The sequence below is a fragment of the Tepidimonas fonticaldi genome (assembly GCF_001675355.1).
Classification (GTDB): Bacteria; Pseudomonadota; Gammaproteobacteria; order Burkholderiales; family Burkholderiaceae_C; genus Tepidimonas; species Tepidimonas fonticaldi.
Genome location: NZ_LZDH01000056.1, coordinates 283467 through 297334, shown reverse-complemented (window position 1 = coordinate 297334; position 13868 = coordinate 283467). Strand labels below are relative to the sequence as shown.

The 13868-nt window shown below is 69.9% G+C and carries 13 protein-coding genes; 6 read left to right on the top strand and 7 right to left on the bottom strand.

Annotated elements, in window-relative coordinates; genetic code table 11:
- Nucleotides 1-2: 2 nt before the first annotated feature.
- Nucleotides 3-1019, bottom strand: a complete 1017-nt coding sequence (gene hemC, locus A9O67_RS07170; RefSeq protein WP_068608827.1) for a hydroxymethylbilane synthase — start codon at nt 1017-1019, stop codon at nt 3-5.
- 10 nt (nt 1020-1029) lie between these two features.
- Nucleotides 1030-1821: a LytR/AlgR family response regulator transcription factor gene (locus A9O67_RS07165; RefSeq protein WP_068608825.1), complete on the bottom strand. Its 792-nt coding sequence runs from the start codon at nt 1819-1821 to the stop codon at nt 1030-1032.
- Between the two features lie 112 nt (nt 1822-1933).
- On the opposite strand from A9O67_RS07165, the gene argH reads away from it, so the two are divergent.
- Nucleotides 1934-3394: an argininosuccinate lyase gene (gene argH, locus A9O67_RS07160; RefSeq protein WP_068608823.1), complete on the top strand. Its 1461-nt coding sequence runs from the start codon at nt 1934-1936 to the stop codon at nt 3392-3394.
- Nucleotides 3395-3440: 46 nt separating this feature from the next.
- On the opposite strand, the gene A9O67_RS07155 is transcribed toward argH, so the two are convergent.
- From A9O67_RS07155 to A9O67_RS07135, 5 genes are all read right to left on the bottom strand, one after another.
- Nucleotides 3441-4784, bottom strand: coding sequence for a GGDEF domain-containing protein (locus A9O67_RS07155; protein ID WP_068608822.1), 1344 nt, complete (start codon nt 4782-4784; stop codon nt 3441-3443).
- Nucleotides 4781-5755, bottom strand: coding sequence for an ABC transporter substrate-binding protein (locus A9O67_RS07150; protein WP_068608820.1), 975 nt, complete (start codon nt 5753-5755; stop codon nt 4781-4783). The genes A9O67_RS07155 and A9O67_RS07150 overlap by 4 nt, the downstream gene beginning before the upstream one ends.
- A 7-nt stretch (nt 5756-5762) precedes the next feature.
- The gene (locus tag A9O67_RS07145) at nt 5763-7649 is read right to left on the bottom strand and encodes a TonB-dependent receptor plug domain-containing protein (RefSeq protein WP_068608818.1); all 1887 of its coding nucleotides are present in this window, start codon (nt 7647-7649) and stop codon (nt 5763-5765) included.
- 176 nt (nt 7650-7825) lie between these two features.
- Complete coding sequence (gene speE / locus A9O67_RS07140) at nt 7826-9115, bottom strand: polyamine aminopropyltransferase (protein ID WP_068608815.1); 1290 nt, start codon at nt 9113-9115, stop codon at nt 7826-7828.
- Between the two features lie 194 nt (nt 9116-9309).
- Nucleotides 9310-9978, bottom strand: coding sequence for a c-type cytochrome (locus A9O67_RS07135; protein WP_068608814.1), 669 nt, complete (start codon nt 9976-9978; stop codon nt 9310-9312).
- Between the two features lie 86 nt (nt 9979-10064).
- Here A9O67_RS07135 and A9O67_RS07130 point away from each other — a divergent pair, with 86 nt between their 5' ends.
- The 5 genes from A9O67_RS07130 (at nt 10065) to A9O67_RS07110 (ending at nt 13743) form a co-directional block, all read left to right on the top strand.
- Nucleotides 10065-10907, top strand: a complete 843-nt coding sequence (locus tag A9O67_RS07130) for an AAA family ATPase (RefSeq protein WP_068608812.1) — start codon at nt 10065-10067, stop codon at nt 10905-10907.
- 23 nt (nt 10908-10930) lie between these two features.
- On the top strand, nt 10931-11560 hold the full coding sequence (locus tag A9O67_RS07125) for a GNAT family N-acetyltransferase (protein WP_068608810.1): 630 nt from the start codon (nt 10931-10933) through the stop codon (nt 11558-11560).
- A 19-nt stretch (nt 11561-11579) separates the two neighbouring features.
- Nucleotides 11580-12767 carry a vWA domain-containing protein gene (locus tag A9O67_RS07120; protein ID WP_068608808.1) on the top strand — a complete coding sequence of 396 codons (1188 nt, stop codon included), beginning with the start codon at nt 11580-11582 and terminating at the stop codon, nt 12765-12767.
- 383 nt (nt 12768-13150) lie between these two features.
- Nucleotides 13151-13429 (top strand): type II toxin-antitoxin system RelE/ParE family toxin, encoded by a 279-nt coding sequence (locus A9O67_RS07115; protein WP_068608806.1) that lies wholly within the window; start codon nt 13151-13153, stop codon nt 13427-13429.
- Between the two features lie 11 nt (nt 13430-13440).
- Nucleotides 13441-13743: a HigA family addiction module antitoxin gene (locus A9O67_RS07110; RefSeq protein WP_068608804.1), complete on the top strand. Its 303-nt coding sequence runs from the start codon at nt 13441-13443 to the stop codon at nt 13741-13743.
- The last annotated feature ends 125 nt before the right edge of the window (nt 13744-13868 follow it).

Here is a 13868-nt window from a genome sequence, read left to right as displayed (position 1 = left end):
CGTCACCCTGCGGCAACGATGCGCGCGCCCTGCGCGATCAGGCCGTGCGCCACGCGCTGCCCGGCCGCCTCCGCCGAGGCCAGGTCCGCCACCTCGGCCTCGACCACCGCGCGCAGCAGCGGCAAGACGGCATCGGACTCGGCCCAGGCGGCCTCGATGCGCAAGCGGGCCGGGCTGCCCGGCCCGGACGGAGCCGGCCCCACCCAGGTGGCGTGCGCCGCCAGCGGGACGGAACAACTCCCGCCCAAGGCGCGGGAGACGGCCCGCTCCGCGGCCACGGCGGCCCAGGTGGGCCAATGCCCCAGGGGCGCGAGGGCCGCCGCGACGTCGGCGCGTTCGGCCCGGATTTCGATGCCGAGCGCCCCCTGCCCGGCCGCGGGCAGCATCTCGGTCGGCTCGAACACGCGGCGGATGCGCGCCTGCAGCCCCAAGCGGCGCAAACCGGCCGCCGCCAGGACGATGGCGTGGCACTGCCCCTCGTCCAGCTTGCGCAGCCGCGTATCCAGATTGCCGCGCAGGGGCTCGATGCGGACGTCGTCGCGGCCCAGGCGGGCCAGCGCCTCGCGCAGCAGCACGACCCGGCGCAGGCTAGAGGTACCGATCACCGCCCCGGCCGGCAGGTCCTGCGGGCCGTCGCCGTGCGGGGAGACCCAGGCATCGCGGGGATCTTCCCGTTCCATCACACACGCCAGCCGAAAGCCCTCGGGCAGCTCCATCGGTACGTCCTTGAGCGAGTGGACCGCCAGATCCGCCCGCCCTTCGTCCATGGCCACTTCCAGCTCTTTGACGAACAGGCCCTTGCCGCCCACCTTGGACAGCGCCCGGTCCAGGATTTGGTCGCCCCGCGTGGTCATGCCCAGCAGGCGCACCCGGTGGCCCAGCGCCTGCAGGCAAGCGCGGACGTGTTCGGCCTGCCACAGCGCCAGGCGGCTTTCGCGGGTGGCGATGGTCAGGTCGAGGGCAAGCGAAGGGGCACCGGACGGCGCAGCGGCCGCCCCACAGGGCAGGGTTTGGGACATGCCGGGGATGCTAGCACGCCGCCCGTTCGGCCAGCAGCGCCTCGCGCACGGTGGCAAGCTGGCGGCGCGAGACCTGCAGACGCTCGCTGACACCATCCAGCCGCACCACCCAGCCGTCGAACGGCTCGCCCGGGTTGTCGCCGGTGCGCTCGTGCACCCGCTCCAGGGCGCGCACGCGCTCGCGCGCGACCAAGGCGTTGCGGTGGATGCGCAGCCAGCGCTCGGGCTGGGCCCGCTCGAACTCGTGCAGCGAGCCGTCGTAGATGTAGCTGCGGTCCCGCGTGCGCACGGTGACGTACTTGAGCTCCGCTTTCAGATAGACGACCTCGTCGATGGGCACGCGCTCGGTGCGCCCGCGGTCGTGGATGACGAGGCAAGTGCCGATGCCACCCGCGGGGCCCGATCCCGCACCGTCCGCCGCCGCATCCCGCCCGGCGGCACGCCAGCGCAGCGCCTTGTCCAGCGCCTGGCGCAAGCGCTCCAGCCGCACGGGCTTGGTCAGGTAATCGACGGCGTCCAGCTCGAACGCCCGAAGCGCATGCTCGGCGTGGGCGGTGACGAAGACCACTGCAGGCGCCCGCGCTCGGCCGCGCAGCAGCTCCGCCAGGCCCAGCCCATCCATGCCGGGCATCTGCACATCCAGCAGCAGCACATCCCACGGCTCGCTGATCAAACGCGCATAGGCCGCGCGGGCATCCGCCGCCTCCCCGACCTCGATCGCCCCGTCCAACCGCCCGAGCAGATCGCGCAGGCGTTCGCGCGCCAAGGCCTCGTCGTCCACCACCAGCACCCGAGTGACCATCGTGCGTACTCCCGCCGGGCCGGGCCGGCGCCCCCGGTAGAATCGTCGTTGCTCTATTTATACCCTTGCGCCCGGCTGTCGTCCATCGGCGCCCCACCCCACCCGTCCCGCCATGTCGCCCAATCAGCTCGATGCCAAGTCCCAGGCCTGGTCGGCCCTGTTTTCCGAACCGATGAGCGAGCTGGTCAAGCGCTACACCGCCAGCGTCTTCTTCGACCGGCGGCTGTGGCAGGCCGACATCCAGGGCAGCCTGGCGCACGCCGAGATGCTCGCGGCGCAGGGCATCATCAGCGCGCAGGACTGGGCCGACATCCAGCGCGGCATGGCGCAGATCCGCGCCGAGATCGAGTCCGGCCAGTTCGAGTGGAAACTGGACCTGGAGGACGTGCACCTCAACATCGAGGCGCGGCTGACGCAGCTGGTCGGCGACGCCGGCAAGCGGCTGCACACCGGCCGCAGCCGCAACGACCAGGTCGCCACCGACGTGCGCCTGTGGCTGCGCGACGAGATCGACGCCATCGCCACGCTGCTGCGCGAGCTGCAGGCGGCGCTGGTGGAGGTGGCCGCGCGGCACGTGGACGTGATCCTGCCGGGCTTCACGCACCTGCAGGTGGCGCAGCCGGTCAGCTTCGCGCACCACCTGCTGGCCTACGTGGAGATGTTCGCGCGCGACGAGGAGCGGCTGGCCGACGTGCGCCGCCGCACCAACCGCCTGCCGCTGGGCAGCGCCGCGCTGGCCGGCACCACCTACCCGCTGGACCGCGCGCGCGTGGCGCGCACGCTCGGCATGGTCGATGAGCGCGGCGAGCCGCAGCTGTGCCTCAACAGCCTCGATGCGGTCAGCGACCGCGACTTCGCCATCGAGTTCAGCGCCGCCGCGGCACTGATCATGGTGCACGTCAGCCGCCTGAGCGAGGAGCTGATCCTGTGGATGAGCCAGAACTTCGGCTTCATCCGCATCGCCGACCGCTTCACCACCGGCAGCTCCATCATGCCGCAAAAGAAGAACCCCGACGTGCCGGAACTGGCGCGCGGCAAGACCGGCCGGGTCGTCGGCCACCTGATGGGGCTGCTGACGCTGATGAAGGGCCAGCCGCTGGCCTACAACAAGGACAACCAGGAAGACAAGGAGCCGCTGTTCGACACGGTGGACACGCTCAAGGACACGCTGCGCATCTTCACCGACATGATCGGCGGCGAGCGCGACCCGGCCACCGGGCAGCGCTCAGGCGGTCTGACGGTGAACCGCGAGGCGATGGAGGCCGCGGCGCGGCGCGGCTACGCCACCGCCACCGACTTGGCCGACTACCTGGTCAAGAAGGGCGTGCCGTTCCGCGACGCGCACGAGACGGTGGCGCACGCCGTCAAGGCTGCCACCAGCCATGCCTGCGACCTGTCGGAGCTGCCGCTGGCGGTGCTGCAGGGCTTCCACCCCCTGATCGAGAAGGACGTGTACGACGTGCTGAGCCTGCGCGGCTCGCTGCAGGCCCGCAACACCCTGGGCGGCACCGCGCCGGCCCAGGTGCAGGCGCAGATCGAGCGCCACCGCGCCCGTCTGGCCCCTCTGGCCTGACCCCCCACCGGCACGCCGGCCCGCCCATCGGGCCGGTGCCCGCCGCTCAATCGGCCGATGGCGTCGGGGGCGGCGCGACGACCACCCGGTTGCGCCCGTGGCGTTTGGCCTCGTACAGCGCGCGGTCGGCGCGCGCGAGCAAGGCCTCCCAATCGGCGTCGTGCGGGTGCAGCAGCGCCACGCCGACGCTGACCGTCACCCGGATGGTGCGCCCGTGCTGCTGCAGCTGGCGCTGCTCCGCCAGTTGGCGCACGCGCTCCGCCGCCGCCTCGGCGGACGCCGGATCGCAGCGCGGCAGCAGCGCCACGAACTCCTCGCCCCCCAGCCGCGCCATCACATCCACCTCGCGCAGGCCGGCCGCCAGATCGCGGCCGAAGCCCGCCAGCACGGCATCGCCGACCGCATGGCCGAAGGTGTCGTTGATGGCCTTGAAGTGGTCCAGGTCGAACATCAGCAGCGCCAGCGGCTCGCCATAGCGGTGGGCGCGCAACACCTCGGCCTGGGCAGCCTCGGTGAAGGCGCGGCGCGTGCCCAGACCCGTCAGCAGATCGACCCGGGCCTGTCGCTCGGCCTCCTCTTTCTGGCGGCGCAGCTCTTCGGTGGCCACCCGCACGCGTTGCTCCAGACGGGCCTGGTCGGACGCCACGGCGTCGGCCATCGCGTCCACGCCCTGCGCCAGCGCATCCAGAATGCCGCGCCGCGCCGGGTCGGTGCGCGCATCCAGCTCGCCCCGGCCGATGTGCCCGACGACTTCGCTGATGTGCGCAAGCGGCCGGGTCACGCTGGCGGCAATGCGCTGCGCGAGCACACCCGCCAGCACCAACGCCAGCAGCGCCAGCGCGAGCGCCCAGCCCCAGAAGGCCTGGCGGTCGCGCTGCAGGCCACTGATGTCCAGGCGTAACACGACATGCCCCAAGGGCGGGCCCGACGCGGCAGACGACGCCTGCGCCCCTGCCCCGGGGTAGAACCAGTCGTCCCCACCCACGATCCGCTGCCGCACGGGCGCGATGACGAGGATGTCGGCCTGCCCGACCGTCACGATGTCGACGTCCCCCAGCATGGCCGGCGTGATGCGGACCTGCCCCACCAGCGCCCGCAGGCGCTGATCCCGCCCGTAGAGGGCGATGCCGAGCAGTTGCGCATCGCGCGCCCGCGCCCCTTCGACGAGTTGCTCCAGCGCCACGCCGTCGTCGGCGAACAGGGCAAACTCCGACGCCGCCGCGAGTTGCTGCGCGCTGGCCACGGCGCGCTGCTGCCAGGCGGCGGTGACGTCCTGGCGGTGGCGCTCCACCAGTCCGACGGTCAGCACCAGCAGCACCAGCAATGCCGGCAGCGCTGCGGCCCACCACAGCCGCCAGCCTATGCGTCGCCGCTGCTGCTGCCAGTTCATCCCCGCCCCTCCTGCCGATCGGCTTGGCGCAACGCCGCCTCCAGCGCGGCGGCCGTCGGCAACACCAGCTCCAGCGACCGAGCCACGGGTTCGTTGACCGCGACGGCAAAGTCGCGCGCCAGCGCCAGCGCGGGCAGTGCGCGCCCTTGCAGGGCGGCGCGCGCCGCCTCGGCAATCTGCCGGCCCGCCTGTGCCGGCGTGACCGCCAGCGCCAGCACGGCACCGGCCCGCACATGGGCAGGGGCATAGCTGACCACGGGCACGCGCCGGCGGTACGACGCGATCAGAATGTTCTGCAGTGCCTCCGGCGTAAAAATGGCCGGGTCGGGGACGGCCAGCAGCACATCGGCGGTCTCCAGCACCCGCCGCAGCGCCGGGGCCAGGCCCTCGCTGCGCACCGGCTCGATCTGCAAGTCCCGCCCCGCACGGGCGGCCCAGCGTTGCAACGCCTCCACGCTGCCCGCCACGGGCGTGCCGACCAGCAGACCCAGGCGGCGCCGCTGGGGCATGGCCTGCCGCACCAGCTCGCCATACCGCTCCACGGGTTGATCGAGCGCAATCACCGCCACCTGGCGGCTGCCGGAGGGGACCTCCGCCTCGATGGCGTGGCGTGGCACCAGGCCCGCGACCAGCGGCACCGCGGCCAGGGCGGGCTCGCGCGCACGTCGGGCCATCATGCCCCGCAAGGCGGCCGTGCCCAGGGTGACGATCACCCGGGGCGCATCGCGATCCGCCCCCGACCCCGCGACGACGCCGGCCTCCCACCCGGTCTGCTCCACCGCGGCCATGGCAGCCAACCCCTCGCGCACCGCGGTGGCGGCTTCCTCGTTCGCGGATCCGGTATCGGAAGGTACCAGCCACACGCGCGGCGACGACGCCACGCCGCGCCCCACCACCCCGAGCAGGGCCGCGCCCAACAGCAGCCGGCGCCGGCGCCAGCCCTCCCCCGTCGACGCCACCGGCCCGCTCACGCCCCCCTCACTGCGACAGGCGCCAGGTCAGGAACACGCGGCGATCCAGCACCCGCTCCGGGAGGAAGGCCGACTGCGCCCCGCCCAGGGACTGGACGGTGAAGGCCAGCTCGGATTCGGCATCGCCCAGGCGCCAGGTGCGCGCCAGCCGCACATCGACGCGCCCACGCCCGGGCAGCGAATTCACGCCGGGGCGCCGCCAGCTCATGCGGCTTTGCGCCGTCAAGACGACCGAGGCATCCCACCCCTGCGGCAGCCGCTGCCACCACCCGGACGTCAGCATGCGCTTGGGCGGCTGGCGCAGATAGTCGGCATCGATCCACTCGGTGTCCGTCCAGACTTGGCCCAGCCACACCTGCGTCTCGCGCGAGGGGTTCCAGCGCAACTGGTACTCCAGCGCGCGCAGCACGAAGCCACCCCGGTTGACGAAATCCCGCCGTTGGCCGCCGCGCGACACGGTTTCGATGTAGTCGCGCAGCCGCTCGCGCGCCAGCCGCACGTCCAGGGTGAGCTGTCGCTCGGGCCAGTGCCCCAGGTAGCCGACCTCCTGCACATCGAGTCGCTCGGGGCCGACCGTTCCGCTGGAGACAAAGGTGGCAATCTCGTACGGCGGCGTCGGGAAGCGATAGCGCACATTGGCCGAAAGATCGAACAGCGACGGATCGCGCTCCGCCCGCGTGACCCCCAGACGCAGGGTGTGGTGCTCGGCCACTTGATGGTTGACCATCAACCGCGGCCAGGCACTCGTGCCCAGGCGGCTGTGGTGGCTGGCATACAGCCCCGCGTTGAGCAGCCAGTCCGGTGCCAGCGCCCACTCGGCGGTGCCGAACAAGCGCCAGCGTTGCACGGACACGGCGGCATCGGTGTCGAACAGCGGACGTGACCGCGCGCGATCGTCGGACCAGCCGATCCCGCCCACGGTACGCCACGTGTCGCTCCACTGGCGCTGGTGTTGCACCTCCAGCGCGATGCGGTCTTCGCGACCGCCAAAATCCACCGTCACCGGCCGGATGGGCGCGTAGTCGAAGCGGTCCTCGATGTCGATGCGATCCCACGCCAGCGACCACTGCAGCGAATCGTGGGCCGACAGTTCCTGCCGCGCCACGCCGTGTGCGCACGTGTTGCGGTAGCGCAGCGTGCGCGGTGCATCGCCCGGGTTGCCCACGTAGCCGACGCCCAGCGCCAAATCCGACACCCCCGCCCGCCACGACCATTCCAACCCGGGGCCGGCGTTGCCGTCGGCCCGCCAGTGCAACTGGGCGATGCGGCGGTCGTCGTTGATGCCCCCGGTGGGCCGGTAGCCCTCGTCGCCGCGCCGGTGCGCGGTCAAGCGGTGAAAGGTGCCCGCGTCCTCCCACGCCAGCCCCGCCGTCACGTCGCGGATGCCGTCGTTGCCCAGCGTGACGGCCACGCGGCGCCGCTCCACGTCGGCGGCATGGCGCGTGACGATGTTGATGACGCCAAAGAGCGCGTTCGCGCCATAGGCTGCGGAATTGGTGCCGCGCAGAATCTCGATGCGCTCGATGTCATCAAGCGTCACCGTCATCAGCCCGCGCATGGTCCCGCCCAGATAGCCGCTGCTGTAGATGGACCGACCATCCACCAGCACGAGGTTGCGTTGACCGTACTCGTCCAGCGGCATGTGGTAGGCCGCGGTGACGTTGGCGCCGTTGAAACCGCCCACCATGTAGCCCGGCACCAGGCGCAGCAGATCGGTCACATCGCGGACGGGCGTGCGCCGGATGGTGTCGCGGTCGATCACCGTCACCGCCCCGGGCACGTCGTCCAGCGGCTGCGCCAGCCGCGTAACCGTCAGGACCTGCGGCAGCGGGGCGTAGTAATCGGCCTCGGTGAGCGGGGCTTCGGCCTGGGCGGCCGCCGTCAGCGCCAGCAAGCCGCCGGCCAGCGCGCTGCGACGGCCGAGGCGGGCGCGGCACGCCCCACCGGGACCGGCATCCCCGCACCCCCACCGACCCCGCGATCCGTCGTCATGCGCCACATGCGCCCCTTTGTGGTGCGGACGGCCGTCGCCCGCTTGGCAACGATATTACCTTGTCCGGTTGACCGTGGTCAGACCGGCGCGGCCTCGGCGCAACAGCCCAGGGACGCCGCCGGGGCGGCGGCAGGCTGCGGCTGCACCAGCTGGCGGTAGTAGGTCGGCAGCGCGAACAGCGCCGGGTGCACCTCGGCGTTGTAATACTGCAGGTCCGGCAGCGCCGCCACGCGCGCCTGCAGCGTGGCCGCATCCAGCGCGCGCGGCTGCAGCCGGTCGGAGGCGATGGCAAAGCCCCAGTACGCGCCGTAGAGCGGAATGTAGAGCCCGAACGGATGCACCTGCTCGAACACCGCGCGCAGCTCGGCGTTGATGCGGCGCACCTGCTGCGGCTCGAACACCGGGGTGCCGGTGTGCAGCACCACCGCCCCGCCCGGGTTCAGGATGCGCTTGAGCGAGCGGAAGAACGGTTCCTGGTACAGCGAGCCGGCCGGCGTCTCCGGGTCGGTCAGATCCAGCAGGATCAGGTCGAAGCGCTCCGCGGTCTCGGCCACGTACGCCAGGCCGTCGCCGATGCGCACCTCCAGCCGCGGGTCGTCGAAGACGCCGCGGTGCACCGCACGCAGATGCTCCTGGGCGATCGCCACCACGTCGCCGTCCAGCTCGGCCATCACGACGCGCTCGACGCTGCGGTGCTTGAGCACCTCCTCCGCCGCGCCGCCGTCGCCGCCGCCGATGATCAGCACGCGCCGCGGCGCGCCGTGCGCCACCGCGGCCGGGTGCACCAGGCACTCGTGGTAGTAGAACTCCTCGCCTTCGGAGGTCATGAAGTGCCCGTCGATGCGCATCGCCAGGCCGAAGCGCGGCGTGCGCATCAGCTCGATCGTCTGGTAGGGGCTGCGGCGGCTCAGCACACGCTCGCTGCTGGTGTAGCCATAGACCGCGTCACCGGCGTCGTTGAGCGCCTCCAGGATCGTCTCCGCCGGCGGGCGCTGCTCGCGGCCGCGCTCCAGACGGTGGATCTCGCTGCGGCCGGGCTCGAAGGCGGCCACGATCTCGCGCAGCAGCGCCTCGGCCTTGGCCGAGTTGTCGGTGGTGAAGTTGCAGACGTAGACGTCCAGCGTCACCGCGCGGCGCTCCGGCCACGTGTGCACCGCCAGGTGCGACTCCGCCAGCAGCAGCATGCCGGTCACGCCGCCGGGCTGGCCGTTGTAAGGCGGAAACGGATACCACTTCTCGTCGACCAGGGTCAACCCCACCCCGATCGTGTGGCGCCGGCACAGCTCGGCCAGCATGGCCGCATCGGTCAACAGACCGTCGGCCCCTCGGCAGTCGTACAGATCAGCCGTCAGATGAAGCCCTTGCATGGCTCGATCCCCCATCCAATCGTGTTGCACCACCAGACCGACTCTGGTCTGGACGAAACCCTCCATTCTACCGCCCCGGCCCACCAAAACCCGGCACGGCCTCCTCGCATGCCGTGGCACCGACCACGGCGCACCGCAAAAACGCCGACCGGCCCGCAAGGGGCCGGTCGATCAGGGAGGAAACGCTTGCGCGATCAGCGGAAGCGGGGCTGCGGCTTGGTCGCCAGCTCGCCCTGCACGGTCGCAAGATAGTTGGCGATCTGCTTCAACTCGGCGTTGCTGAACTGCTGCGTGATGCCAGCCATGATCGGATTGGCGCGGCCGATGTACGGGTTGCCCTGCACGTTGTACGACTTGAGGGCGACGTACAGATAGTCCGCATACTGCCCGGCGACCTTGGGGTAGCTCGGATCGATGGGCTTGCTGAAGTTGGCCCCATGGCACGACACGCAAGCGCCTTTTTCGAGCAGCGCGGCGACGGCCGCCGGGGCCGCCTTGGGCTGCTCGGGCGCGGTCACGCCGGGGTTGTGCCCAGCGTAGAACGCCGCCAGATCGGCGATGTCCTGGTCCGACAGCGAACCGGCGATGCCGCGCATCGTCGGATGCTTGCGATCGCCCTTGCGGTACGCCTGCAGCGCGCCCGCGATGTACGGCGCCGACTGGCCGGAGATCTTGGGGACCTTGTGGATTTCCGGAAAGCTGTTCTGATAACCCGGGATGCCGTGGCAGCCGATGCACATGGCCGCCTTGGATTCACCGGCTTTGACGTCCCCCGCGGGGGTCTGGGCATGTGCGCCCAGGGCAGCAACGACGGTCGCGCTTGCGACAACGGATTTCAGCAGAGTGGTCATCGTTTGGTTCATGTTGCAAGCACAATCGGAGGGACGTTTGACAAAAATCAACACGCGATTATATAGACTCGTTCCACCCCCTTCCCTCCCTAAAAACCATGCGTTTTACCGGCTCTTCCTCCTACGTTGCGACCCCCGATCTGCTGCTGGCCGTCAACGCCGCCATCCGGCTGCAGCGACCGCTGCTGCTCAAGGGCGAGCCTGGCACCGGCAAGACCATGCTGGCCGAAGAGGTGGCGAGGGCGCTGGACATGCCGCTGCTGCAGTGGCACATCAAGTCCACGACCAAAGCGCAGCAGGGCCTGTACGAATACGACGCGGTCAGCCGCTTGCGTGACAGCCAGCTCGGCGACGACCGGGTCAAGGACATCCGCAACTACATCGTCAAGGGTGTGCTGTGGGAGGCCTTTGCCGCCGAGCGCCCGGTGGCGCTGCTGATCGACGAAATCGACAAGGCCGACATCGAGTTCCCCAACGACCTGCTGCGCGAGCTCGACCGCATGGAGTTCCATTGCTACGAGACGCGCGAGACCATCCGCGCGCGGCATCGGCCGCTGGTGTTCATCACCTCCAACAACGAGAAGGAGCTGCCCGACGCCTTCCTGCGCCGCTGCTTCTTCCACTACATCAAGTTCCCCGAGCCGGCCACGATGAAGCAGATCGTGGAGGTGCACTTCCCCGGCCTGAAGGACGAGCTGGTCGGCGCCGCGATGCGGACCTTCTTTGACATCCGGCAACTGCCGGGGCTGAAGAAGAAGCCCTCCACGTCGGAGCTGCTGGACTGGCTCAAGCTGCTGGCCGCCGAAGACATTGCCCCGAGCGCGCTGCAGTCGGGCGACGGCAAGCTGGCGGTGCCCCCGCTGGTTGGCGCCTTGCTCAAGAACGAGCAGGACCTGGTGCTGTTCGAAAAGCTGGTGTTCATGAACCAGCGCAACCGCTGACACCCGCCCGCATCGGTGTGCCCATGACCCCACCCCAGACCCCTTGGTGCCAGCCCGTCACCCTGGTCGGCCAGCACGCCCGGCTGGAGCCCCTGGCGCCGACGCACCACGACGACCTGGTGGATGCGGTGCAGGACGGCGAGCTGTGGCGGCTGTGGTACACCGCCATCCCCCAGCCGCAGGACATGCGCGCCGAGATCGCACGCCGCCTGTCGCTGCAGGCGGCCGGCAGCATGCTGCCCTTTGCGGTCATCGCGCACAGCGGGCCGCTGGCGGGGCGCGCGGTCGGCATGACCACCTACATGCACATCGACGCCGCCAACCGGCGCCTGGAAATCGGCAGCACCTGGTACCGGCGGGCCGTGCAGCGCACGGCCCTCAACACCGAGTGCAAATGGATGCTGCTGAGCCACGCCTTCGAGGTGCTGGGGTGCATCGCGGTGGAATTCCGCACGCACTTCTTCAACCGAGCCAGCCGCGCGGGCATCGAGCGGCTGGGCGCCAAACTGGACGGCGTGCTGCGCAACCACCAGATCTGCACCCACCCGGACGCGCCGGGCAGCTTGCGCGACACCTGCGTCTACAGCATCATCGCCAGCGAGTGGCCGAGCGTAAAGGCGCACCTGCAGCACCAGTTGACGCGCCCGCGCTGACCCGCGACACCGCACCCCCATGCTGACCGATTTTTTCTACACCCTGCGCGCGGCCCGACTGCCCGTGTCGGTCAAGGAGTACCTCACGCTGCTGGAAGCCCTGCAGGCCGGCGTGGTCGGCCCGCTCAACCCCGAGGCCTGCTCGATCGACGACTTCTACTACCTGGCCCGCACCACCCTGGTCAAGGACGAAAAGCACTACGACAAGTTCGACCGCGCCTTCGCCGTGTACTTCCACGGGGTGGAGCAGATCGCAGACTTCACCAAAGACATCCCCGCCGACTGGCTGCGCCAGACCCTGGAGCGGCTGCTGTCCGAGGAACAAAAGGCCAACGCCCCACGGCTGGAATGGGACCAGTTGATGGAGGAGTTGCGCAAGCGCCTGGAAGAGCAGAAAGAGCGCCACGCCGGCGGCAACAAGTGGATCGGCACCGGCGGCACCAGCCCCTTTGGCCACGGCGGCCACAACCCGCAGGGCATCCGCATCGGCGGCAAGGGAGGCGGGCGCAGCGCCGTCAAGGTGTGGGAGCAGCGCAGCTACCGCGACTACGACGACACGCAAGAGCTGGGCACGCGCAACATCAAGATGGCGCTGCGGAGGCTGCGGCGCTTTGCGCGCGAGGGCTCGGACCTGGAGCTGGACCTGCCCGACACCATCCGCGCCACCGCGGCCAACGCGGGCTATCTGGACATCAAGATGGTGCCCGAGCGGCACAACCATGTGAAGGTGCTGCTGCTGATGGACGTGGGCGGCACCATGGACGAGCACATCCAGCGGGTGGAGGAGTTGTTTTCGGCCGTGCGGGCCGAGTTCAAGCACTTGGAGTTCTATTACTTCCACAACTGCGTGTACGACTATGTGTGGAAGAACAACCGCCGCCGCTTCGCCGAGAAACACCCCACCTGGGACGTGATCCGGCGCTACAACAAGGACTACAAGCTCATCTTCGTGGGCGACGCCACCATGAGCCCCTACGAAATCCTGCAGCCCGGCGGCAGCGTCGAATACAACAACGAGGAAGCCGGCGCCGAGTGGCTGCAGCGCCTGACGCACGCCTTCCCGCGCTTTGCCTGGATCAATCCCGAGCCGCAGGGCGTCTGGCAGTACCGGCAAAGCATCTCGATCATCCAGCAGCTGATGGGCGGGCGCATGTTCCCGCTCACGCTCAAGGGGCTGGAGGACGCGATGCGGCTGCTGTCCAAGTAAGCCGCCGGCCACCACATCCATGCTCGCCGATGGTGGCGAGCGGATGCGGGGTTGTCGGCGTGAACGGGTTCACCGGGCAGGCCGTCGTTGATGACGGCGGCCGCGCGTGCTACCCTTCGCAATGTAATAAGGCACCTTTATACGGGCGGATTGACGTCATTCGAGTGGTGTCTTGGGGTGGGGGTTACCGCCGACCTCCACCACACTTCGATCCAGCGGACTCTTGCCTCACTCACCAAGAGCTGACGTCTCTTGTCGTACAAGTAGCCTTCGCTGTCGGCGACATAAGCCGTTTGCTCTTCAGCCCGTCCTGCGCGCTTGAAAATGGTCATGACATCGATGCCTCCATTGACAAGCGTAGCGCTACACGCAACAATTTGCCTATGATCCGCTCGTTCCGGCATCGCGGACTGGAGGCGTTCTTTCGCACTGGCAACAAGGCCGGAATCCAGCCCCACCATGCAGGCAAGCTGCGCCTGATGCTGGCAACCCTGGACAACGCCACCGGACCTGCCGACATGGATGCAGCAGGGTGGCGCCTGCACCCGCTCACCGGCGACTTGGCTGGGCACTGGGCGGTTTGGGTGAATGCCAACTGGCGTCTGACGTTCCGGTTCGAGGGGACGGACGCGGAGGTCGTGGACTATCAGGACTACCACTAGGAGGCCGCAAGATGAGCGCCACCCGCATGCACAACCCGCCGCACCCCGGCGAGGTGCTGAAAGAATGGCTGCCCGACGGCATGACCGTCACGCAGGCCGCCCAATCCCTGCGCGTGGATCGCGTGACGCTCTCAAAGTTGCTGAACGGACGCTCCGGGGTGTCGGCATCGATGGCGCTGCGGCTGGCGCGCTGGCTGGGTACGTCCCCAGAGTTGTGGCTGGGACTGCAGACCCAGTACGACCTGTGGCGAGCCTCCAAACGCCGCCAGCCTGCCATCGAGCCGCTGCGCAAGGGCGAGGCGCTGGCAGCCTGATGAACACGGTAATCCCCCCGAAATCCAGCGCTCCGAGGCGTAGAGCTGTGCGGCCATGGCAGCCGCTGTTTCGGGGTGATGCTGAACAACCACCGCCACGGCTGCTGAGGCGGGGTGAGGGTGTG

Coding starts and splice junctions, on each gene's coding strand:
- speE (WP_068608815.1), bottom strand. CDS start 9,115: ATGCAAGGGCTTCATCTGACGGCTGATCTGTACGACTGCCGAGGGGCC.
- hemC (WP_068608827.1), bottom strand. CDS start 1,019: ATGTCCCAAACCCTGCCCTGTGGGGCGGCCGCTGCGCCGTCCGGTGCC.
- A9O67_RS07155 (WP_068608822.1), bottom strand. CDS start 4,784: ATGAACTGGCAGCAGCAGCGGCGACGCATAGGCTGGCGGCTGTGGTGG.
- A9O67_RS07125 (WP_068608810.1), top strand. CDS start 10,931: ATGACCCCACCCCAGACCCCTTGGTGCCAGCCCGTCACCCTGGTCGGC.
- A9O67_RS07165 (WP_068608825.1), bottom strand. CDS start 1,821: ATGGTCACTCGGGTGCTGGTGGTGGACGACGAGGCCTTGGCGCGCGAA.
- A9O67_RS07110 (WP_068608804.1), top strand. CDS start 13,441: ATGAGCGCCACCCGCATGCACAACCCGCCGCACCCCGGCGAGGTGCTG.
- A9O67_RS07135 (WP_068608814.1), bottom strand. CDS start 9,978: ATGAACCAAACGATGACCACTCTGCTGAAATCCGTTGTCGCAAGCGCG.
- A9O67_RS07130 (WP_068608812.1), top strand. CDS start 10,065: ATGCGTTTTACCGGCTCTTCCTCCTACGTTGCGACCCCCGATCTGCTG.
- A9O67_RS07120 (WP_068608808.1), top strand. CDS start 11,580: ATGCTGACCGATTTTTTCTACACCCTGCGCGCGGCCCGACTGCCCGTG.
- A9O67_RS07115 (WP_068608806.1), top strand. CDS start 13,151: ATGATCCGCTCGTTCCGGCATCGCGGACTGGAGGCGTTCTTTCGCACT.
- argH (WP_068608823.1), top strand. CDS start 1,934: ATGTCGCCCAATCAGCTCGATGCCAAGTCCCAGGCCTGGTCGGCCCTG.